Source organism: Acinetobacter sp. C26M (assembly GCF_023702675.1).
Lineage (GTDB): Bacteria > Pseudomonadota > Gammaproteobacteria > Pseudomonadales > Moraxellaceae > Acinetobacter.
Window position 1 is genome coordinate 219,580 of record NZ_CP098478.1, and the last position, 20,659, is coordinate 240,238.

Annotated in this window: 20 protein-coding genes and 2 tRNA genes; 13 read left to right on the plus strand and 9 right to left on the minus strand. The window is 42.7% G+C overall.

The genetic code is table 11. From position 1 onward, the window contains the following. Positions 1-88: 88 nt before the first annotated feature. From NDN11_RS01020 to NDN11_RS01030, 3 genes are read left to right on the plus strand one after another with little or no spacing between them, the layout of a single operon-like run. Entirely contained in the window at positions 89-1,387 is a 1,299-nt protein-coding gene (locus NDN11_RS01020) for an FAD-dependent oxidoreductase (protein WP_251110527.1), read from the plus strand. A gap of 2 nt (positions 1,388-1,389) precedes the next feature. Next, positions 1,390-2,217: an SAM-dependent methyltransferase gene (locus NDN11_RS01025; protein WP_251110528.1), complete on the plus strand. Its 828-nt coding sequence runs from the start codon at positions 1,390-1,392 to the stop codon at positions 2,215-2,217. A 7-nt stretch (positions 2,218-2,224) separates the two neighbouring features. Further along, positions 2,225-2,647, plus strand: coding sequence for a GFA family protein (locus tag NDN11_RS01030; protein WP_005201535.1), 423 nt, complete (start codon positions 2,225-2,227; stop codon positions 2,645-2,647). A gap of 9 nt (positions 2,648-2,656) precedes the next feature. On the opposite strand, the gene NDN11_RS01035 is transcribed toward NDN11_RS01030, so the two are convergent. The 3 genes from NDN11_RS01035 to NDN11_RS01045 form a co-directional block, all read right to left on the minus strand. Then, positions 2,657-2,732: transfer RNA gene (locus tag NDN11_RS01035), tRNA-Thr, on the minus strand. A gap of 100 nt (positions 2,733-2,832) precedes the next feature. Continuing rightward, positions 2,833-3,159: a gamma-glutamylcyclotransferase family protein gene (locus NDN11_RS01040; protein ID WP_167248551.1), complete on the minus strand. Its 327-nt coding sequence runs from the start codon at positions 3,157-3,159 to the stop codon at positions 2,833-2,835. 373 nt (positions 3,160-3,532) lie between these two features. After that, positions 3,533-3,622: transfer RNA gene (locus tag NDN11_RS01045), tRNA-Ser, on the minus strand. Between the two features lie 125 nt (positions 3,623-3,747). Between NDN11_RS01045 and NDN11_RS01050 the strand changes: the two genes are divergently transcribed. From NDN11_RS01050 to NDN11_RS01060, 3 genes are all read left to right on the plus strand, one after another. Continuing rightward, positions 3,748-5,628, plus strand: coding sequence for a potassium transporter Kup (locus NDN11_RS01050; RefSeq protein WP_004657295.1), 1,881 nt, complete (start codon positions 3,748-3,750; stop codon positions 5,626-5,628). 158 nt (positions 5,629-5,786) lie between these two features. Then, positions 5,787-6,860 (plus strand): DNA/RNA non-specific endonuclease, encoded by a 1,074-nt coding sequence (locus NDN11_RS01055; RefSeq protein WP_251110529.1) that lies wholly within the window; start codon positions 5,787-5,789, stop codon positions 6,858-6,860. Positions 6,861-6,932: 72 nt separating this feature from the next. After that, positions 6,933-7,175 carry a hypothetical protein gene (locus tag NDN11_RS01060; protein ID WP_005185690.1) on the plus strand — a complete coding sequence of 81 codons (243 nt, stop codon included), beginning with the start codon at positions 6,933-6,935 and terminating at the stop codon, positions 7,173-7,175. A gap of 48 nt (positions 7,176-7,223) precedes the next feature. Here NDN11_RS01060 and aqpZ read toward each other — a convergent pair whose 3' ends face one another. Next, complete coding sequence (gene aqpZ, locus NDN11_RS01065) at positions 7,224-7,913, minus strand: aquaporin Z (RefSeq protein WP_016162355.1); 690 nt, start codon at positions 7,911-7,913, stop codon at positions 7,224-7,226. Between the two features lie 176 nt (positions 7,914-8,089). Then, positions 8,090-9,097, minus strand: a complete 1,008-nt coding sequence (locus NDN11_RS01070) for an AraC family transcriptional regulator (protein ID WP_167248553.1) — start codon at positions 9,095-9,097, stop codon at positions 8,090-8,092. A 115-nt stretch (positions 9,098-9,212) separates the two neighbouring features. On the opposite strand from NDN11_RS01070, the gene NDN11_RS01075 reads away from it, so the two are divergent. Beyond that, complete coding sequence (locus tag NDN11_RS01075; RefSeq protein WP_251110530.1) at positions 9,213-9,866, plus strand: sterol desaturase family protein; 654 nt, start codon at positions 9,213-9,215, stop codon at positions 9,864-9,866. A gap of 303 nt (positions 9,867-10,169) precedes the next feature. Here NDN11_RS01075 and hisF read toward each other — a convergent pair whose 3' ends face one another. Next, complete coding sequence (gene hisF / locus NDN11_RS01080) at positions 10,170-10,928, minus strand: imidazole glycerol phosphate synthase subunit HisF (protein WP_004657307.1); 759 nt, start codon at positions 10,926-10,928, stop codon at positions 10,170-10,172. A 101-nt stretch (positions 10,929-11,029) separates the two neighbouring features. On the opposite strand from hisF, the gene NDN11_RS01085 reads away from it, so the two are divergent. The 3 genes from NDN11_RS01085 to NDN11_RS01095 are packed head-to-tail and all read left to right on the plus strand — an operon-like array spanning position 11,030 to position 13,035. Next, on the plus strand, positions 11,030-11,980 hold the full coding sequence (locus tag NDN11_RS01085) for a homoserine kinase (protein ID WP_251110531.1): 951 nt from the start codon (positions 11,030-11,032) through the stop codon (positions 11,978-11,980). Between the two features lie 9 nt (positions 11,981-11,989). Then, complete coding sequence (locus NDN11_RS01090; RefSeq protein ID WP_251110532.1) at positions 11,990-12,607, plus strand: DUF1294 domain-containing protein; 618 nt, start codon at positions 11,990-11,992, stop codon at positions 12,605-12,607. A 32-nt stretch (positions 12,608-12,639) separates the two neighbouring features. Further along, positions 12,640-13,035, plus strand: coding sequence for a DUF4870 family protein (locus tag NDN11_RS01095; RefSeq protein WP_251110533.1), 396 nt, complete (start codon positions 12,640-12,642; stop codon positions 13,033-13,035). A 33-nt stretch (positions 13,036-13,068) separates the two neighbouring features. Here the strand turns inward: NDN11_RS01095 and NDN11_RS01100 are convergent, their stop codons facing one another. Continuing rightward, positions 13,069-14,469, minus strand: a complete 1,401-nt coding sequence (locus NDN11_RS01100; protein ID WP_251110534.1) for an LLM class flavin-dependent oxidoreductase — start codon at positions 14,467-14,469, stop codon at positions 13,069-13,071. 356 nt (positions 14,470-14,825) lie between these two features. Between NDN11_RS01100 and NDN11_RS01105 the strand changes: the two genes are divergently transcribed. Next, the gene (locus tag NDN11_RS01105) at positions 14,826-16,076 is read left to right on the plus strand and encodes an SfnB family sulfur acquisition oxidoreductase (RefSeq protein ID WP_251110535.1); all 1,251 of its coding nucleotides are present in this window, start codon (positions 14,826-14,828) and stop codon (positions 16,074-16,076) included. Positions 16,077-16,088: 12 nt separating this feature from the next. Beyond that, on the plus strand, positions 16,089-17,348 hold the full coding sequence (locus NDN11_RS01110; RefSeq protein ID WP_251110536.1) for an acyl-CoA dehydrogenase family protein: 1,260 nt from the start codon (positions 16,089-16,091) through the stop codon (positions 17,346-17,348). Between the two features lie 56 nt (positions 17,349-17,404). Here the strand turns inward: NDN11_RS01110 and NDN11_RS01115 are convergent, their stop codons facing one another. Next, the gene (locus NDN11_RS01115; RefSeq protein ID WP_502801325.1) at positions 17,405-18,310 is read right to left on the minus strand and encodes a DMT family transporter; all 906 of its coding nucleotides are present in this window, start codon (positions 18,308-18,310) and stop codon (positions 17,405-17,407) included. A 96-nt stretch (positions 18,311-18,406) separates the two neighbouring features. Here NDN11_RS01115 and NDN11_RS01120 point away from each other — a divergent pair, with 96 nt between their 5' ends. Beyond that, entirely contained in the window at positions 18,407-18,958 is a 552-nt protein-coding gene (locus tag NDN11_RS01120; RefSeq protein ID WP_251110538.1) for a helix-turn-helix domain-containing protein, read from the plus strand. A 65-nt stretch (positions 18,959-19,023) separates the two neighbouring features. On the opposite strand, the gene NDN11_RS01125 is transcribed toward NDN11_RS01120, so the two are convergent. After that, complete coding sequence (locus tag NDN11_RS01125) at positions 19,024-20,481, minus strand: SulP family inorganic anion transporter (protein WP_251110539.1); 1,458 nt, start codon at positions 20,479-20,481, stop codon at positions 19,024-19,026. Positions 20,482-20,659: the final 178 nt, after the last annotated feature.

The following is a 20,659-nucleotide window of genomic DNA, read 5'->3' on the forward strand; positions in this document are numbered from 1 at the left end:
AAGCCTTCAATCTGGTATTTTTTAATACCGTGTTTCGCTTAACTATCGGTCATAATCAAGAAAAATCATCAACTGATGGGACATAATTTTGGATATTGCAATTATTGGCAGTGGAATGGCAGGACTTGCCTCAGCCAGAATCCTACATGATGCAGGGCATAAGGTCACGATATTCGAAGCACTCGCAGGGCGAGGCATGGATAGTCATAGTATTGATTTTGATGGGGGCATTATTGATGCTCCGCTACGGGTAATGAATCCAAAGCTTTGGAAAAACACCCTAAGCTTGGCAAGTTACTTGGGCATAGAAACGTTCCCTGTCCGTACCTTTATGGCTTGCAGTTGGTTGTTCGAAGATAAGACTGATACATGGTTGACGACGTCACGCAGCCGAATCGGCAATTTCCCAATTATTAATAATCGCAAAGGGATTCAGCAATATGGTTGGCGCTTGGTCAAAGGCATGTTGCAGCTGAAAACAGCGGTGCATCAATTTTTTAAATCGGATAATCAAGACATCACCTTAGCTGAATTCATGAATCAATATCATATTGAGGAAGTGTTCTGGCATGGCACGGTGATGCCGGTGCTGTATACCATTTGTACTTGTCATCCTAAAACCATTGGGGAATGGCCAGCCAAACCTTTACTGGAATTTATTCGTCAGTTGACTGAGGGTGAAGCCTTATTGCGAATGAAAGGCGGAACACCTGCCTTGGTCAATCGTTTGATTGAAGGCATCGAAATTCATAGTGGTTCGCCTGTTCAAAAAGTTGAAGAACAGGGCGATAAGGTCTTGGTAGAAAATGCGCAAGGTGAGAGCCAGTTATTTGATCGTGTGGTGATTGCGACACCAACGCCAGTGATTGAAGATTTTCTCAAGCAACCACAATTTGCCGATGATATTGCCTTACTGAAAAAATTCCGCTTCGAACAGGGCGATTTGGTTATTCATACAGATCCAATTGTGATGCCGCAACGCCGTAAAGATTGGGCGGTGTTGAGCTATATGATGGATCGTAAATTTACCCGTCAGCAATTTACTGTGTGGATTAATGCAATTGAGCCAAGCTTAGTCGGTAAAAATGCCGTGTTCCAAACCTGGTGTCCTGTGATTGATATCGATCCGAAGAAAATCATTTCCAAGGTAAAACTCACCCGTGCAGTAGTCGATTCAGAAACGGTCGCCCTGAATAAACAAATTCAGCAACGTCATTTGGATTTAAATCGCAAAGTGTTTTATTGCGGTTCATGGTCGTGCGATGGTTTGCCAATCTTAGAATCGGCTGTGACCTCTGCGATGCATATTTCTGAAATCTTAGGTGCAGCCGTTCCATTTGTTGGATTAAAACCAAAAGTTAAAGTTGCGCCTGAACTCGGTTATTAAGCATGGCAACCTTCAAGCAAGCATTGATTGAAAAAGTCATTGGGCATAAATATGCGATTGATGCCAAACGACTCGGTGATGATGCATTGCTTGCTTGGAGTAATTTAGGTTTTTGGCGAGATCAACATGAAAATTATCCACAGGCCTGCCGAAGTCTAGCCGATCAAATTGCGCAATCGATTCAACTGAAATCCACAGATCGTGTTTTAGATCTAGGCTGTGGACAAGGTGCCAGTTTGTTGCACTGGACCCAGCATTATCACATTCAACAACTCAGTGCAGTTGAGTTACAGCCTGATTGTGTCAAACGAATTCAAACACAATTACCGCAGATTCAAATTCATTGTGGATCTTTTTTGAATTTAAAAGCACTGCAACTTTTGAATTCATTTGATGTGGTGCTGTGTATAGATGCGGCTTATCACAGTGATTTGAATTCATTTCTCAATTCAGCATCTTCAGTTTTGAATTCAAAAGGTCGGATCGCGTTTCACACCCTGATGTGGTCGGATAATTGGCAGCAGTGTTCTGCGCTACAACAACAAAAATATCGCTATCTGTTGAAAAGTGCCGATGTGAATTGGCAACAATTGATGGATCAGCAGCAGCTGGGGCAGACTTTAGCGCAGCATGGTTTTACTGATATTCAAATTCAGGATTTTTCCGAACCCGTATTGAATGGTTTTGCGGAATATATCGAAACACGGAAAATTGAAAAATCAGCATTTGATTTGGCTCAACTCAAAATAAACATGACTGCCAAGTTGTGCCGAAAACTCTACCATGATGGATTAGTACGTTATATTCAAATCAGTGCAGTAAAAAAGTGAGAACAAGATGCCAAATGAATATAAAGGTTCATGCCTGTGTGGGGCAGTGAGCTATCAGGCGGAGGTTGCGCCACGTTATCGTTTTAATTGTCATTGTCGTGATTGTCAGAAAGCTACAGGCAGTGCTTATGCACCGATTGCCTTCTTTCATCAATCAGAACTGAAAATTAATGGCGAATTAAAATATTTTGAGTCTTTGGGATTATCTGGCAAGCCGATCCGCCGTGCATTTTGCCCAAACTGTGGTTCACAAATGTTTGGCCTACCAGAACTCGTACCTGAGATGATTTCAATCCGTGCAGGAACATTGGATGATCCAAATTTGTATCAACCGCAAGCAGAATGTTTTGTGAGTCATGCCAATGAATGGGATTTATTAAATCCGAATATTTCGCATTTTGAGAAAATGATGGGGAAGAAACGAGAGTAAAGCGAGAAATGGTGCCGGCACACGGATTCGAACTGTGGACCTACTGATTACAAGTCAGTTGCTCTACCAACTGAGCTATGCCGGCAACGTGGCGAGAATTCTACAGAATCTGTTTAAAAAAACAAGCGAAAAAATGAGCAATCAGATAAATTTAATTCGTTTGTCGAATTTTCGCCGATTTCAGCTTAGCTATTGAGTGCATAGACAAAGGAATCAATCACTTCACCTGTGCTTAAATGCGCTTTAACAGGGACGCGTTGATAGCCTGCACCTTCGAATTCATCCAATGCTTGCCAGTGTTGTTCTAGATTGTCTGAAAAAAAGACAAAGCCAGAGACTTTATGCTCGCTTTGATCGAGCACAATACCTGGAAAGCCCAATTCAGCTCCCCAGCCTTGTTGTTTGAGTGTGCCAAATACATGTGCTTCTGCCCATGTACCACCAATATTTTCCATGATATGGGCATTAGGACGGTTTGGTCCTAGAGTCCCGTAAACAAATAAACTGAGCATAGTGAAAGCGAGGAAAGTAAAAGAAATAGAGTAGCAAAATTCTGATAAAAAGAGCATGTGTTTATAGATACGTTATCAAAGTTAGAATTAATTCTTCCTAAATTTTGAATATTAAATAAAAGATGATTTTTCTTTTCTGCTATAGATGTCGATAGTCGAATTTATACCAATCTTTATTTGCAATCAGAGACAATGCAGTAGGTTTGAATGTAGTTTTCCCAATCGGACTTTAGAAGATTCTTGAATTAATTCGAATTGATCTTTGGTTTAAATTTTAGAGAATTTTGCTTAAGCTAAAAATGATATAAACAAAAAAGCTTAAATCATCAGATTTAAGCTTTCTCATTTCATGCAATCACATGAATAAAAATTCTGGCGGTGAGAGAGGGATTCGAACCCTCGATACGCGCAAACGTATACACACTTTCCAGGCGTGCTCCTTCAGCCACTCGGACACCTCACCAAGGTGTGCGATAGTACCCAAAAAAATGCACGCTGCCAAGTTGTAGTCGAACAGATTTGCAGAAAAACTTTTTGGCTAGTGATAATATTGCGCCATATAACGTTCAACTTTGAAGACAACATCATATGCAAAGTACTGCAAAAAAAGCCGCATTGCCCGCGATGACGCTGGCAGCATTAGGGGTGGTATTTGGAGACATTGGAACCAGTCCACTCTATGCAATACGGCAATGCTTTGTCACAGGGCATGTTGATATCAGTGAAGGTTCTATTTTAGGTATTCTTTCGCTGATCTTCTGGTGTATGAACCTAACCATCAGTTTTAAGTACGTCTCAATGATCATGCGTGCGGACAACAATGGCGAAGGCGGGATCATGTCATTGCTCGCACTGAATCTGCGTTCCTCCGTTTTTAGCAATAAAAATAAAATCTTTTTGATCGCATTGGGCTTTATCGGGGCATCCCTGTTCTTTGGTGATGGGATCATTACCCCGGCAATTTCAGTACTGTCTGCGATTGAAGGTTTAAGTCTGGTGACGCCTGCTTTAGATCGTTGGCTGGTTCCGATTGCTTTAGGTATCCTCACTGCGCTGTTTATGGTGCAGCGGCATGGTACTGCCACTATGGGGAAATTCTTTGGCCCGATTACACTGTTATGGTTTGCATCTATTGGTCTGATTGGTCTCTGGAGCATTATCCAGACCCCGTATGTATTGATGATGGTCAATCCGTATTGGGCGTTCCATTTTGTTTTTGATCAACCGACAGTTGCCTTTATCACCATGGGTGCAGTGATTCTGACCATGACCGGTGGTGAGGCGTTGTATGCCGACATGGGGCATTTTGGACGCGTGCCAATTAAACTGGCGTGGTTCTTGGTGGTACTGCCTTGTTTGCTTTTAAACTATGCAGGGCAAGGGGCGCTGCTGTTACGTGATGCCAAAGCCATTGAAAACCCGTTCTATTTACTGGTTCCAGATTGGGCCTTATTCCCGATGATTGGCTTGGCGACAGCCGCAGCCGTGATTGCTTCCCAAGCGGTGATCACAGGCGTATTTTCAATGGCGAACCAAGCCATCCAATTACGCTATTTACCGCGCTTAACCGTGCACCATACTTCGGATGTAGAACAAGGTCAGATCTATCTGCCTTTCATTAACTGGGTGTTGTTTATCTCGGTGGTGATCCTGATTTTATTGTTTGAAAGCAGTGCAGAATTGGCGAGTGCTTATGGTGTAGCGGTAACCATGACCATGCTGTGCGGTACGATTTTGATCTCGACCTTAGCCTATGGCGTATGGCGTTGGCCGTTATGGAAAGTGGCGTTATTTGCGGTGCCATTCCTGATTATTGATTTAATTTTTGTTGGTTCAACTTCATTGAAAATCCTATCAGGTGGTTGGGTGCCGATCCTGATTGGTGTGGTGGTATATACCATTTTGATGACGTGGAAACGTGGTCGCGAAATTGTCTATAACCGTATGGAAACCAATGCTTTGCCAATTGAGTTATTTATCAAGAGTATTGGCATGAGTAAAGAAACCCATTTTGTACCAGGTGAAGCGATTTTCTTAACAGGTACACCAAACATTGTGCCGCATGCGATGTTACACAACATCAAGCACAATAAAGTGCTGCATGAACGTAATGTGATGGTCACGGTATATACCCAAGATATTCCGTATGTGGCTGAAGCAGATCGCTTAAAAGTTGAAAAACTGGATGAGCATTTTTATCGAATCTATATGTACTACGGATTTAAAGATCAGCCGAATGTACCGAATGCATTAGAGCAAGCTTATAAGGAACTTGGTTTTGAATTCGATATGATGCAAATGAGTTTCTTCATTTCACGTGATCGTATCGTGCATACCGTGGGGGATGGCATGTCACCGTGGCGTGAAAAGTTGTTCATCTCGATGCAGCGTAATACCAGCCCTGTCAGTGACTTCTATCAGATTCCAACCAACCGCGTGGTGGAGTTAGGCAGTCAGATCGAAATTTAAGAAAAACGTATAAAAAAGGCACCTGAGCGTGCCTTTTTTATTGTCTGTAGATCAAGTGTACAGATTTGCGACATAAAGTGTCGCTCTGGGCTGAAACTCAATATACACAGGGCTTTTGAGTTGTTAAGCTGCGCGTTCGTATTGATTTTGATGTAGTTATGGCAAAGAGACCAACTCGAAAGAGTAAAACACCATTTGCTTTTTTGAGCCAAAATATTGGAAAGATGGTGTTGGCTTTGGTCGCGACAGGAAGTTTTGCGATCGCATTTGGTAGTGAAAAAATTTCGAAGTTGATGCCATTTCAATCCAGTAATGCTGCTTGTCTAAAACAATTTTATCGTGATGTTCCACCGTTATTAAGCAAAGACAGTCTGAAAAAAGACAGCTATGCCTTGTGCTTTAATGATTTTAATGTGATGTATTCAGGTGTATCTAAGACCCCATTGTGGACGGCAGAACATCTGACACCAGAACGCTTAAGCGTCAAAATTAAACGGGAAGATAATTTCCACGAAGAAACACGGGTCAAACTTGCACATCGTGCGTTGTTATCTGACTATCGTGGCTCGGGCTATGACCGTGGGCATATGGCACCAAATGGCGATATGAATAATACTGCGGCACAGTATGACAGCTTTTCTTTAGCCAATATGGTTCCGCAAGCACCTAAAAATAATCAGGAAGTTTGGCGTAAGTTAGAAGAAGCGGTACGTTCAGTCGTGACCAAACAGCATAAAGATGCCTATGTACTGACAGGGCCAGTATTTGAAGGTAAACGCCTGAAAACTATTGGTAAGGGCGTGATTGTGCCGACTGCGGTATATAAAGCGGTGTATTTACCCAAGCAAGGGATTATTGGTGCTTACTATGCGCCAAATAATAATTCTCAGCAGGTCAAAGTGGTCAGTGTTTGCTATTTGGAAGAGAAACTTGGCATCAACTTGTTCCCTCAATTGACGGAACAACAGAAGCGTAATGTTTATCAATTGCCACTTTCTGCAGTACAAGTAAAGCCGAATAAAGACATCAGTTATTCGCATTGGGATGGACAGAGTCAGTGTGCAGAAGAAGTTAAAACCGATGCCATTCAAGTGCAGCAACGTGAATTTACTTCACAGCAAACCGAGGCCGCAGAAAGCAAATTCCCACAAATTGATGAAGAGACCAAACAAGCCTTGATCAATCAATTGGTAAATGCATTGCTGCAGTATTTCTTACAAATGTTGAGATAATGTAGAACATCTTGCAAAGTCATTCTGCATGGCTCATGTTGTGGAATAGACAACAACAATGAGAGGGAAACGATGTTTAAACCTTTTGAACAGGGTGATGAATCCTCAGCAATTTATGATCTGACCTTGGAAAATCAGGTCGATTGCGTGAGTTTATATGGCAATTTACAGATTACCAAAGATCAGGCAGGGCTGAAAACGGCAAAGGCATTGCAAAGCTTTATTAATGATGTGGTTGCCGCTTTGGAGAAAGAACAACTTCCTGAACAGATTGACAGAAAGCCTGAGCAGGACATAGAGAATCCATTCTTATAAATAAAAAACCAGCCTCTAACGGCTGGTTTTTTATGGGATGTATCGTGCTTAGTCTTTCTCGCTGCCCACGAATTTGTAGATCACTGCACCAATGATGGCACCGATGATTGGTGCAACCCAGAACAACCAAAGTTGGCTGATTGCTGCGGTCTCAGCAAATAACGCAACTGCAGTACTACGTGCAGGGTTAACAGATGTGTTGGTGACTGGAATACTGATCAAGTGGATCAAGGTTAAAGCTAAACCAATCGCGATTGGTGCAAAGCCCGCAGGCGCGCGACGATCCGTTGCTCCCATAATCACGATCAAGAAGAATGCAGTTAAAACAACCTCAATCAAGAATGCAGATGCGACAGAGAAATGGTTTGGAGAGAGTTCACCATAACCATTGGTTGCGAAACCGCCAGTACCTGCGAAACCTGCTTGACCTTGTACGATGATGTACAGCACGAATGCTGCAAGCGCACCACCAATCACTTGAGACACGATATAAGGGACTAAATCTTTAGAATCAAAACGTCCACCCACCCATAAACCAACACTGACAGCTGGGTTAAAGTGACCACCAGAAATATGACCGAAAGCGTAAGCACCTGTTAAAACAGTTAAACCAAATGCTAATGCAACACCTAAGAAACCAATGCCAAGTTCAGGGTACGCAGCTGCAAGAACAGCACTACCACAACCACCAAAAACAAGCCAAAAGGTCCCGAGAAATTCTGCTAAATATTTGTTCATTGTTATCACCACATCAGTTATAAAAAATAAAAAAAGCAAACATCCAAAATTTATTATGGATATGTTTAACCCTCGTGAAAAAATTGTGAACTAATTCACATAGGTATATAGGCTCTTATATAAAACGGGCGAAAAAATCGATCAGTTGCGAAACCGTTAGTTCGTCAGTATTTTTATTACGAATTGTAAGTTGTGTTGTTGTTTCGCCACTGTTGCGGGGTTTGCCCCGTCCAAATCTTAAAAGCTCGCTGAAAAGCACTTTGTTCAGAATAACAGAGCAGTAGCGCAATTTCTTGTAAACTCAGATGAGGATCTTTTAAATATTCGGTCGCCAACATAAAACGAACCTGCTGTACCCGCTCCTGAAAGGTGGTGTCTTGTTGTTGTAAATGGCGCTGTAATTGACGCACGGAAAGGCCAAGTTTTTCGGCGATAAAATCGATTTGATATTGGTTTTTTTGTAGGCCTGTCAAAATGGCATGTTGTAGCCGTTGATCCAGTTGAGTCGAATTAGGCAGTTTATCCAGCAAGGCTTGGGCTTGCTGTAACAACAGTTGTTGTAAGGTGTGATCACCTGTTTTGAGTGGCTTAAAAGCTTCGCTGACAGGCAATAATAATTGGGTTTTGGGTTGTTCAAAACGCACTTTACAATGGAAATATTGCTCATAAATGCTGATGTTTTTTGGTGCAGCATTGACGAAATGTACTTCATGTAGATGGATACTATCACCTGACATAAACAGTTTAAGGAATTGTACCATCAGGGCAATCGCGATTTCATCGGTCAGTTGGGTCGGATGTGGCTCAGGCGCTTCCCAACGAATTGACGCATAGGGAGGATTAAATTCAACCACCAAAGGACTGCCATCATAAATCAGCCGATGAAAATCATGATAGCGTGCCAAAGCTTCACCTAGGTTTTCACAGGATAAAGCCAAATAGGCAATGATACCTAAGTGTTTGGGTTGTACATAGGCTGCGATTTCCAAGCCTAGACCACTCTTCGGATGCAGTCGATTTAGATCTTCCAACAGATCACGCCAAATCACATAATCAAAACGCTCTAGGTTTTGAACCTGTTGTAATTGTTCAGGAATATGGATGTTCTCTGCTTCACAATATGCTTTTAATAAATGCCCCAAACCACCAAAAACAGAGCCTGTATAGTTCTTGAGTTGAGACATCCTGTCCACTCCTTATCTTGTCGTGTTTTGTCAATATAAATATATCGTATCGTCAATACTTCGCCTACAAAAATTTATATCTTTAATAAAAATAAGGAAACATTTGGAGAAAACCATGATTAAGGGTTTTATCGCAGGATTGGCTGTTGCAAATGCATTTGAATGGTTTGCACATAAATACATTTTGCATGGGGTACATCGTCCGGGACAGCCACGTTATAGCCCTGTACCGAAAAGTATGGAATCGCACTGGGCGCATCATCGTGAAGTACGTAAACAGCAGTTTTCTGATGATTGCTATGTTGAAGGGGTGGAGCATTGGCGTACCCGTAACGAAATTATGTCTTTGGCTGTGGTGGCAGGCGTTGCCAGTGTGGCGTTTTATCCAATCTCAAAAGGAATGTCTTTGGCAGCACTGTATAGTGCAGGCAACTATTATTATGTGCATCGTCGGGCACACTTAGAGCCTGACTGGGCAAAACAAACCATTCCTTGGCATTATGATCATCATATGAATTCAAACCAAGATGCTAACTGGTGCGTGACGCGTCCATGGTTTGATTATGTGATGGGTACCCGTGTGGTGTCTTCTGCGGATTTAAAAGAGGCCAATCCATTGGGTCTTCCTTTACCTGCAGCTTTATCTAAAGTTTTGACGCAAGCGATTGAGTCCGTTTTTCCTGCAAAATGGGTTGAACAAAAACCAAAATTGGTAACATCGCCTGCAAAGCAAACTGAGGCAGAACCAAAACAAGAATCAGTGGCTTAAACTGGATTGATCTTGAGGGGATCTTTGTTTTATTGACAAATCATGACGATAAAAATAGGGGTATGTCGTGAATTGTCAATAAAATTGGTTTTTAATGTCAATATCTTTACTCATTTTCTCGCTAATTTAGCTCAAGCATTTTAAATGCTCAGAATTTGTTCAAAATGATGATATTGTGTTTACCCTCTAGCGTTGTATAACGCAGTTTCCATACCTTGCTCAGCAAGGTATTTTTTTGTCTGTATGTAGCTTTATTTAAATAAAAAACCTCTCACTTGAGAGGTTTTTTTATGGCTCATCTAATTAAAGACGCATCTCAATGCCTTGTGCGGCAAGATATTGTTTTGCTTCTGGAATGGTGTGTTGACCAAAGTGGAAAATAGAAGCAGCCAGTACTGCATCTGCACCGCCTTTTAAGATGCCATCTGCTAAATGTTGTAAGTTTCCTACACCACCCGAAGCGATGGTTGGAATATTGACGCGATCATTGATTTGACGCATCAAAGCAATGTCATAACCTGCTTTGGTACCATCAGCATCCATACTGGTAATCAGCAGTTCGCCTGCGCCGAAGTCAGCCATTTTCACCGCCCATTCAATCGCATCGATGCCTGTTGGCTTACGACCGCCGTGGGTAAAAATTTCCCACTTGTTCTCGCCCGTTTTTTTGGCATCAATTGCGACCACGATGCATTGCGCACCAAAGCGTTGCGAGGCTTCTTGGACAAATTCAGGGGTAAATACCGCAGCAGAGTTGATACTGACTTTATCGGCACCTGCATTCAACAATAAACGGATATCTTCAACTTTACGGACACCACCGCCCACAGTTAAGGGTACAAAAACGCTTTCTGCCATGCGTTCTACGGTACGGTAAGTGGTGTCGCGTCCATGATGGGTAGCAGTAATATCTAAAAAGGTAATTTCATCGGCACCTTGTTCGTTATAACGACGGGCGACTTCAACAGGGTCACCTGCGTCACGAATATCAAGGAATTGAACGCCTTTGACGACTCGACCATTATCAACATCTAAGCAAGGGATAATACGTTTTGCGAGCATAAAATTTTCCAAAAAATCGCCAATAAAGAAAGGGGTGCTACACCTTCATGGAGGGAACAGGTATTCTATCAAACTTCACAGCTATTTTTTGCAGGTTTTCCATGTCGGTTTATACCCCGTTGAGTTTAGAAGAAGTTCAAGCCTTTGCTGAGCCTTATGGTTTAGCGGTGATTGACCTGATTCCAATCCAAGGCGGTATTCAAAACACCAATTATTTTTTGGTGGATCAATCAAAGAAACAATATGTTTTAACGGTTTTTGAAGAATTAGATGCTGAAGGGGCAGGTGAACTGGTGCCTGTACTGGATTGTTTGGGTGAGGCTGGTGTACCTGTGGCGGTGCCTTTAAAGCATAGTGGGCAGGCGATTCATAGTATTGCAGATAAACCTGCACAAATTGCCCCGCGCTTGATGGGTGAGCATCCTGAAGATACCAGCATTATCCAAATTCAGGCGATTGCACAAGCACAGGCAAAATTGCATTTGGCCTTACAAAGCTTTCCTTTAGAACGTGATTTTAATCGTAATCATCAATATTGGTCAGATGTTGCTGAGCAACTTAAGCCACAAATGAATGCGCAAGATCAGGTTTTATTGGCAGAAGTGTTCCAACAGTTTGCAGCAATCACCCAGCAGCATCCAGACCGCCCTACTGGCTTTATTCATTCAGATTTATTTAGAGATAACACGTTGTTTGAAGGCGATCAACTACAGGGTATTCTTGATTTTTATGAATTGAATCAAGATGAATGGTTATTTGATATTGCGATTAGTATCAATGACTTTTGTACCGCCTATCCACAAGCGCATTTAGATCAAGCTAAGGCCGATGCTTTTCTTGAAGCTTATCAAAGCATTCGTCAGCTGACCGTTGATGAGTTAGCTTGTTTAAATATCTTCTTGGCGATGGCGGCGTGCCGTTTCTGGAGCATGCGCTTACAAGTGGCGCAGAAAAATGCTGAGCAAGGGCGTACAGGCGATGATATTTTGCAAAAAGATCCGCTGGAAATGCGCATGATGTTACAAGACCGTTTACAACGAATCACAGCTTAGGAAACAGACATGCGAGATCAAGGTCGTTTAGTTGAGTGGTTTGACGATAAAGGCTATGGCTTTATCCAACCTAATGACACAGCAAAAGATCGTGTCTTTATCCATATCAAAGACTTTGCTCGCACAGGGCCTCGACCTTTGGTCGGTTGTGCCTTGGAATATGTAGTCATTTTGGATGAGCGCGGTCGTTATCGCGCTCAACAGGCGACGTATTTGAAAGCATCGCAGGTGATTGAACATCGTGCTCGTCCGAGTCAACCTCAACCGTCGAAACGCTGGTCTGCGATGCAGATTGGCATTGTGATTTATATTGTCTTTATGGTGGGCGCAAGCTTTAGTAAATTGTTACCACCGTATACCTTGTTATTTGTCAGCTTGATGAATGTGTTGAGTTATTGGCTCTATGCACAAGATAAAGAAGCGGCACAATTGGGTAATCGACGCATTCCAGAGCAGACCTTACATATCGTAGATTCTTTGGGTGGATGGTGCGCTGGTTGGCTTGCTCAGCAAAAACTGAGACATAAAACACAAAAACAACCGTTTCGTAAGATTTATTTCTGTACCATAGTCTTCCATATACTATTGATATGTTGGCTAATTTCTCCACTCAATGTGTTCTATTGATTGAGGGAGTTTGTTTCTGGAGATAAATAAAAATGAATTATTCCGTTGATCAAGATCCAAACCGTACTTTAACCTTGGTGCTGTATGTACTTTATATTATTGCAATTTTTACTGGTGGTTTGTTGGCAATCATTGCCTTGATCATTAACTATGTAAAACGCAGTGATGTACAAGGCTCAATTTTTGAAAGCCACTTTACTTGGCAAATTCGCACCTTCTGGTGGTATTTGGCTTGGAATATTATTGCCTTTATTCCGTTCTCATTCCTGTTCTTTACCGGTGACAACGGCACAGCATTTGCAGGCGTTGCGATTTCTGCAACCACTTTTGCCTTTGCGGTGATCTTTGGTGCATGGATCTGGATTGTCTATCGTGCTATTCGAGGTTTGATTGCCTTAAATGACAATAAGCCGATGTATCAAGGCTAAGGCCAGCCAGAACTCGCTGGGTGGTGTATCAACCTAAGCGAGTTCTCTATTGTTGTTGGTTTTCGCTGTTGCATGATAGCGATAGCTTGCCCCGCGGTGCTGTTCTGTCAGTAATGGACCTTGTCCAAACAGTTTCTCACGTAAAGTCCCTTCGGTATATTCAGTTGCATACACGCCACGTTGCTGTAGTTCTGGCACCAGATATTCCACCACATCCTCAAAAGTTTGATGCGCTAAAATATAGGCTAAGTTAAAGCCATCAATATCAGTTTCTTCCACCCATGTCTGTAGTTGATCGGCCACCGTTGCAGCAGAGCCTACCAGTATGGGGCCATTACCACCGATACTAATAAATTTCGCAATCTCTTCAATGGTCCAGATTCGATTCGGATCGGCTTTTACATAAGAGTCGAGCATTGATTGAATCGCATCAGTATGAATATATTCAACTTTGTCCTCTGCATGGAATTGTGAAAAATCGACACCTGACCAGCCTGATGCCAAGGTTAAGCCGCCATGATAGCTGGCGTAGCTTTGATATTCTTTGAATTTTGCTTGGGCTTTTGCATCGGTTTCATCCACCACAATCGACAGCATGGTGTAGATCAAAATCGAATGAGGATCTTTGCCTTGCTCAACTAGGTTGGAACGAATGCCTTGTACCAGTTTTTTCACGGCTGCTTTAGTTGGCGCAGAAATAAACACACATTCAGCATTTTGGCTGGCAAACAGTTGTCCACGACTTGATGCACCTGCTTGATAAAGTACAGGGGTGCGTTGTGGTGAAGGTTCGCAAATATGAATGCCGGGAACGCTAAAATATTGACCTTGATGATTGATGGGGTGGACTTTACGATAGTCGGCAAAGATGCCTTTTTCTTTATCACGCAGCACAGCATCTTGCTCCCAAGAACCTTCCCAAAGTTTATAGAGAACTTCTAAATATTCATCAGCGATGTCATAACGCTGATCATGACTGACTTGCGTTTTAAGACCTAAATTCTTTGAGCCACTTTCCAAGTATGAGGTGACGATGTTCCAGCCGATACGACCTTTGGTCAGGTGATCTAAAGTGCTCATGCGCCGTGCAAAGGGATAAGGATGTTCAAACGAAATTGAAGTTGTCAGACCGAAGCCTAAGTGTTTGGTGACTGCTGCCATAGCAGGTACGATTTGCAAGGGATCATTCACGGGAACTTGTACTGCACCTGTGAGCGCATGTTCTGCTGATTGATGATAAACATCATAAATGCCTAAAACATCGGCAATAAAAACCCCATCAAACTTACCACGCTCTAAAATCTTGGCCAAATCGGTCCAATATTCGAGTTCTTTATATTCAGTTGAGCGATCTAATGGATGACGCCACAATCCAGGCGATTGATGCGCAATACAGTTCATTTCAAAGGCATTAAATCTAATTTGCTTGCTCATTGGTCGTTACTAAATTAAAGATTTTTATTGATCTTAATTAAAAATGATTGAATTGATTAATCATAAAAAAATAAATGTTTATCATGAATCTATTTAACGTGATTTTGGGTTTTAGTTTTAATGGCTCTTTTTTATTAAATTCAAAATGTTATTTTATTTTTTACTTGAGCAAATGGTGTTGACGCGCTAGTTCGTCTTTTTGAGTTGTTTATTGTTGATTTTAATTTATTTTTTAAATCAATCAGTGGTGGTTTGAGTTTATTTTAAATAAAAAGATTAGGTTCTAAATTTAACTTATAAATATGCAATAAAAATAGTGCTAGTTTATTTTTATAACTGGAAAATGAGTATTTATAATGACCTCAAAAATAGAAATAAAACTGGAAGATGCACAGAGTATTCCTCAAGATTTTTACTTGAATAATGCGCCAGCACATGTGATTGCTTCAGATCAAGAAGCCATTGCTGTGGCGCATCGCGTAGCGGCTGCTTTTGCCAAAGATGCGGCAAAGCGTGACCATGAACGCAAGTTGCCACTACAGGAAATCCAGCAATATTCTACCTCTGGTCTGTGGGGGATTAATATTCCGAAACAGTTCGGTGGTGCTGGGGTGAGCTATAAAACTCTTGCTGAGGTGGTGACCATTATTTCCAGTGCAGATTCATCTTTAGGGCAGATTGCACAAAATCATTGGGCCTTTTTAGAACATATCCGTTTGGATGCGTCATTGGAACAGCAGCAGTTCTTCTTCGAACAAGTGCTGCAAGGCAAGCGTTTAGGCAATGCATTCTCTGAAAAAAACTCGAAAACCGTCGCGGATTTGACCACCAAAATTGAATTTAAAGAGGATTATGCGCTGATTAGTGGTCAGAAATTCTTTGCCACAGGTGCTTTATTGGCACATTGGATTCCGGTGGTTGCGGTCAGTGACGATGGCAAAGTATTTGCAGCACTGGTACCACAACATACTCCTGGTTTGACCATTGTGAATGACTGGAGCAGTTTTGGTCAGCGCACTACGGCTAGTGGTAGCGTGCAGCTGGATCATGTTCGAGTCGATTTAAAATATGTGGTGCCGATTCATCAGGCTTTTGAACGTCCAACAGCTGCAGGTGCAATTTCGCAAATTATTCAGTCTGCTGTCGATGCAGGAATTGCGCGTGGGGCCATTGAGGAAACCATTCGTTATGTCCGTGAGCATGCCCGCCCTTGGATTGATTCGGGTGTGGAACATGCCAGTGAAGATCCCTATACCATTAGTAATATTGGTGAGCTAAAAATTAAACTGCGTGCCGCAGAGGCGGTTTTAGCTTTGGCAGGCGAGGCGATTGATCGTGCTTTGGCCAATCCAACCGAAGACACCGTAACAGAAGCAACTTTACTCACGGCTGAATCGAAAGTGCTGACTACTGAAATCGCACTCTTGGCAGCCAATAAATTATTTGAGTTGTCTGGTACTCGTTCCACCTTATCCGAGTTGAATCTGGATCGGCACTGGCGCAATGCACGTACGCATACCCTGCATGATCCCGTACGTTGGAAATACAATCTGGTGGGTAATTATTATTTAAATGGTGTGGCACTGCCACGTCATGCGTGGAGCTAAGAGGGTAGTATTATGACCAGTCAAACGAATCAAAATCTCTCCTTGGGTGCACATTATGAGCAGGTGGCGGGCAAGTTCCGTCCGATCTTCAAACGAATCGCGGAAGGCGCTTTAGCACGGGAAAAAAACCGAACCTTGCCCTATGAACCGATTCAATGGCTAAAACAGGCTGGCTTTGGTGCGGTACGTGTGCCTGTGGCTTTTGGTGGTGAGGGGGTTTCGCAAAAGCAGCTATTTCAGCTATTAATTGAACTTGCTCAGGCAGATTCGAATGTGGTTCAGGCCTTACGCGGGCATTTTGCCTTTGTCGAAGACCGTTTAAATGCACAAAAAACGGAAGCGCAGACACGCTGGTTCGAACGCTTTGTCCGTGGTGAGATTGTGGGGAATGCATGGACAGAAATTGGTAAAGTTGAAATCGGAGATGTAGCGACTCGTGTCACAGCAGCACAGGATGGAAAACTCCGTATTAATGGTCAGAAGTATTATTCCACAGGCACGATTTTCGCAGATTGGATTGACCTATTCGCTTTGGATGAGACCACCAATCAGCATGTAATTGCTGCGGTATCCACGCAAGTTGAAGGGATTGATATTGTGGATGATTGGGATGGTTTTGGGCAAAAAACCACAGGTAGCGGGACCTTGACCTTAAATGATGTAGAGATTAGTCGAGATCATATTCTGGTGTTTGAAAACCGTTTTAAATATCAAACTGCATTTTATCAGGTGGTTCATCTCGCAACTTTGGCGGGTATTGCACACAGTGCGGTGGAGACCTTTAAGCAGGAAGTGCGTCAACGAACCCGGATTTATAGTCATGGCAATGCCAGTCTGGTGCGTGAAGATGCGCAAATCCTGCAAGTCATTGGCAAAGCCTCTGCACAGGCCTATGCGGCTCAAAGTATTGCACTAAGTACTGCGGAAGCTTTAGATGCTGCTTATTTGCAACATTTTCAAAATGATGAACAAGCTGAGTTGGTGGCTAATGAACGTGCTGAATTAGTATCGGCACAGGGGCAGGTGGTGATTGCGGAGTTGGTCTTGAATCTGAGCACCGAGTTGTTTAATGCCTTGGGTGCATCGGCCAGTAGCACCGACAAGCAGTTGGACCGTTTTTGGCGCAATGCCCGTGTGGTCGCCTCACACAACCCATTGGTGTATAAACAGAAAGTGATTGGCGATTGGGAAGTGAATCAAGCGCCTTTGCCGTACGTGTGGCAAATTGGCAATAGTCCTATCGCTGCGAATCAAAAACAAATTCCAGCTTAGTGATCTCAGCGCACAATAGATTTTATTGAACTAAAACTGTTGTGCGCTTTTATCTATTAATTTTCTGGTCGTCTTTTCTTCGCAAAGAACTTAAATTTTAATTCGCTGACCAAGACTCCAAGTACCACCAATACTCCTCCAAACAAGGCCAGTAATGGTAAACGTTCTCCGGCAATACGACCGATCACACCCGCCCAAACCGGTTCACCTGCATAAATAATCGCAGCACGCGTTGGGTCAACCATGCGTTGTGCCCAGTTCATCACAAATTGAATCAACGCACTGGCTAAGCCGAGCGCTACTGCAATAATCAGCAATCCCCATGAGAAGCTTGGGATACTGTGTTCACCCACCAAAGGCATACTGGCAAACGATAAGCATGAAGCGACAGCTAGTTGAATCACCGTAACCCGTCTTAGATTCACTTTCCCCGCAAAATAACCAATCAGGATAATTTCGAGTGCAATCACAAAGGCACAGATCAGGGTGAGTACTTGTCCATAACTAAAGTTAATACTCGAAAAGCCATTGCCTGTTAACAAGATTAAACCAGTAAAAGCCAGTGCAGTGCCGACCCAAGTCATCACTGAGGGCATCTTTTGGAAGATCACCCACATTAAAATGGGCACTAAGGGCACATACAGTGCGGTAAGAAAGGCGGATTCGCTACTAAGAATACTTTGTAGACCAATGGTTTGAGTGCCATAGCCAATTGCGATCACAATCCCGATGGCTGTACCTGCCAAGCCCTCTTTTAGGGTTAGGCCACGCATGGATTTGAGCGAGATTAAGAAGATTGCCAAAGCCGCGACTGCAAAACGGCAGCCAACAAAAAACATGGGGCTACTAAAATTCAGGGCATATTGCACCGCTAGAAAGGTACCACCCCAAATCATGGTAATAAAAATAAGCGCGAATTGTGCGGCTTTAGGAGATTGAGACAAAGCGGTCAACGCAGCCATCCTCATGAGTAAAGTGCAATATACTGCACATATTGCATTGCCTGTTAGCTTTGTGCAATATATTGCGCAGTTTTTTTATTTTTATTGTAGGAATGCATGAGTCATTCAGAGACGGTATTGCAATATGTGGGACAGAATATCCGTCTGTTTCGTACCGAACGTCAGCTCAGCCAGCAAGATTTGGCAGATCGAGCAGGCGTCAGCCGCCGTACCATTGCTGCTTTGGAAACAGGTCAAGTCAATATTAGTCTGGCCAAGCTTGATGCGATTGCAACTGCTTTAACTGTTGATTTTAAAAAGCTGGTCAGCCCATCTGAGCTGAGTGAATCTGCCATCGTCAATACCTTGGCTTGGCAGGGGCAGCAGACTGAAAGTCATGCCACGCTTCTGGCTGCTGTGCCAACCCAAACACAAGTCGAATTATGGACATGGTCTTTGGCTGTGGGTGAAGTCTATCAGGCGGAACCAGATCAAACAGGCTGGCAAGAGTTGATTTATGTGCTGGAGGGGATATTGACGATTTCGTTTGAACATGAAAATCGAGTGCTTCAGGCAGGAGAGTCGATTTTATTTGAGAGTTCTGTCAATTATCGTTATCTCAATCAAGGGGGTAGCACCGTTCGTTTTGTCCGAAACGTAATTTATTAATTTTAAAAAGGTGCTTAAGTTTGGTTGCTTAAGCACTTTTAGAGTTTGTGGCTATTTATGCAAACTTAGCTTGAGCTTTGATGAGTTCCATATTTATCAATCATGATCGAGCTGGCTTCATTCAAACCTCGCACAATAACGTGTACACCTTTGCGCTGGAATTTTTGCACCACACTGTCGATCATTGCCACGGAAGTGACATCCCAAATATGTGAATGGGTCAAATCAATAATGACTTCTCTTACATCCTCGTTGAAATCAAAACCTTGCATAAATTTTTCTGAAGAACTAAAGAAAATTTGACCTTTCAGATCATAAACACGCGCCTGATTTTCAAAATATCGCTCAACTCGAATATCTTGCTCTAATTTATTGGCAAGGAATAAAGCAGACAGTAACACACCTGTGAGCACGCCCAAGGCTAAATTATGGGTTGCAACCACCACAGCCACTGTTGCAAGCATCACGATATTGCTGCTGATTGGATTTTTGCTGAAACTGCGGATGGATTTCCACTCAAAAGTACTGATCGAGACCATGATCATCACGGCAACTAAAGCAGCCATCGGAATCACCTTTAACCAGTCGCTGATAAACACCACCAAGATGAGGAGGAAAATCCCTGCTGAGAAGGTCGATAATCGAGTTAATCCACCTGATTTTACATTAATCATCGATTGCCCAATCATGGCACAGCCTGCCATGCCGCCCATAAAACCAGAAGCAATATTGGCGATACCTTGACCTTTACATTCTTGAAATTTATCGCTTGGGGTATCGGTCATTTCATCAATAATCGTCGCCGTCATCATCGACTCAAGTAAACCGACTGCTGCTAAAGCAACTGCATAGGGAAAGATGATTTTTAAGGTTTCAAAGTTGAAGGGAATATCAGGAATCAAGAACACCGGAAGCGTATCAGGTAATGAACCCATGTCTCCCACTGTACGAATATCAATGCCGAAGTAGATTGCTAACAGCGTGATTGTGATAATACAAACCAAAGGAGAGGGCAATAATTTTCCAATCTTTGGAATCAGTGGAAATAGGTAGATAATGATCAGGCCCAATAACACCAAGGCATAGACCTGCCATGTAACATTGACCAGTTCAGGCAGCTGCGCCATAAAGATCAAAATCGCCAGTGCATTGACGAATCCAATCACCACAGATTTGGACACAAAACGCATGAGTTTCGCCAGTTTTAGGTAGCCCGCGATAATTTGTAATACCCCTGTGAGCAAGGTGGCAGCCAGTAGATATTGTAAGCCATACTCTTTGACCAAACTAGCCATGACCAAGGCCATTGCACCTGTTGCGGCTGAAATCATGGCAGGACGACCACCGACAAAAGCAATCACCACGGCAATACAGAACGAAGCGTATAAACCGACTTTGGGATCCACCCCTGCAATAATAGAGAAGGCGATGGCTTCTGGGATCAGTGCCAAACCAACAACCAGTCCAGCCAAAATATCCGCATGGATATTGGAGAACCATTGCGCTCGAATATTGGAAAACATAGAAATAGCCTATTTTTTAGGAATTTTTAAAGGCTAGTGATGTGATATACAGACACACAACTACACCACATCACTAGACAGTGATGAGTTAATACATAGGAAATGTAAAACTTAAGGTGGCGTAAGCATCATGTGAGTAGAGAAGGTCTTTATTTGAACTGGTGCAAGCATAGCATCC

Coding starts and splice junctions, on each gene's coding strand:
- NDN11_RS01030 (WP_005201535.1), top strand. CDS start 2,225: ATGCCAAATGAATATAAAGGTTCATGCCTGTGTGGGGCAGTGAGCTAT.
- aqpZ (WP_016162355.1), bottom strand. CDS start 7,913: ATGAACAAATATTTAGCAGAATTTCTCGGGACCTTTTGGCTTGTTTTT.
- NDN11_RS01050 (WP_004657295.1), top strand. CDS start 3,748: ATGCAAAGTACTGCAAAAAAAGCCGCATTGCCCGCGATGACGCTGGCA.
- hisF (WP_004657307.1), bottom strand. CDS start 10,928: ATGCTCGCAAAACGTATTATCCCTTGCTTAGATGTTGATAATGGTCGA.
- NDN11_RS01125 (WP_251110539.1), bottom strand. CDS start 20,481: ATGTTTTCCAATATTCGAGCGCAATGGTTCTCCAATATCCATGCGGAT.
- NDN11_RS01075 (WP_251110530.1), top strand. CDS start 9,213: ATGATTAAGGGTTTTATCGCAGGATTGGCTGTTGCAAATGCATTTGAA.
- NDN11_RS01090 (WP_251110532.1), top strand. CDS start 11,990: ATGCGAGATCAAGGTCGTTTAGTTGAGTGGTTTGACGATAAAGGCTAT.
- NDN11_RS01060 (WP_005185690.1), top strand. CDS start 6,933: ATGTTTAAACCTTTTGAACAGGGTGATGAATCCTCAGCAATTTATGAT.
- NDN11_RS01110 (WP_251110536.1), top strand. CDS start 16,089: ATGACCAGTCAAACGAATCAAAATCTCTCCTTGGGTGCACATTATGAG.
- NDN11_RS01100 (WP_251110534.1), bottom strand. CDS start 14,469: ATGAGCAAGCAAATTAGATTTAATGCCTTTGAAATGAACTGTATTGCG.
- NDN11_RS01115 (WP_502801325.1), bottom strand. CDS start 18,310: ATGGCTGCGTTGACCGCTTTGTCTCAATCTCCTAAAGCCGCACAATTC.
- NDN11_RS01070 (WP_167248553.1), bottom strand. CDS start 9,097: ATGTCTCAACTCAAGAACTATACAGGCTCTGTTTTTGGTGGTTTGGGG.
- NDN11_RS01095 (WP_251110533.1), top strand. CDS start 12,640: ATGAATTATTCCGTTGATCAAGATCCAAACCGTACTTTAACCTTGGTG.
- NDN11_RS01040 (WP_167248551.1), bottom strand. CDS start 3,159: ATGCTCAGTTTATTTGTTTACGGGACTCTAGGACCAAACCGTCCTAAT.
- NDN11_RS01105 (WP_251110535.1), top strand. CDS start 14,826: ATGACCTCAAAAATAGAAATAAAACTGGAAGATGCACAGAGTATTCCT.
- NDN11_RS01025 (WP_251110528.1), top strand. CDS start 1,390: ATGGCAACCTTCAAGCAAGCATTGATTGAAAAAGTCATTGGGCATAAA.
- NDN11_RS01055 (WP_251110529.1), top strand. CDS start 5,787: ATGGCAAAGAGACCAACTCGAAAGAGTAAAACACCATTTGCTTTTTTG.
- NDN11_RS01120 (WP_251110538.1), top strand. CDS start 18,407: ATGAGTCATTCAGAGACGGTATTGCAATATGTGGGACAGAATATCCGT.
- NDN11_RS01085 (WP_251110531.1), top strand. CDS start 11,030: ATGTCGGTTTATACCCCGTTGAGTTTAGAAGAAGTTCAAGCCTTTGCT.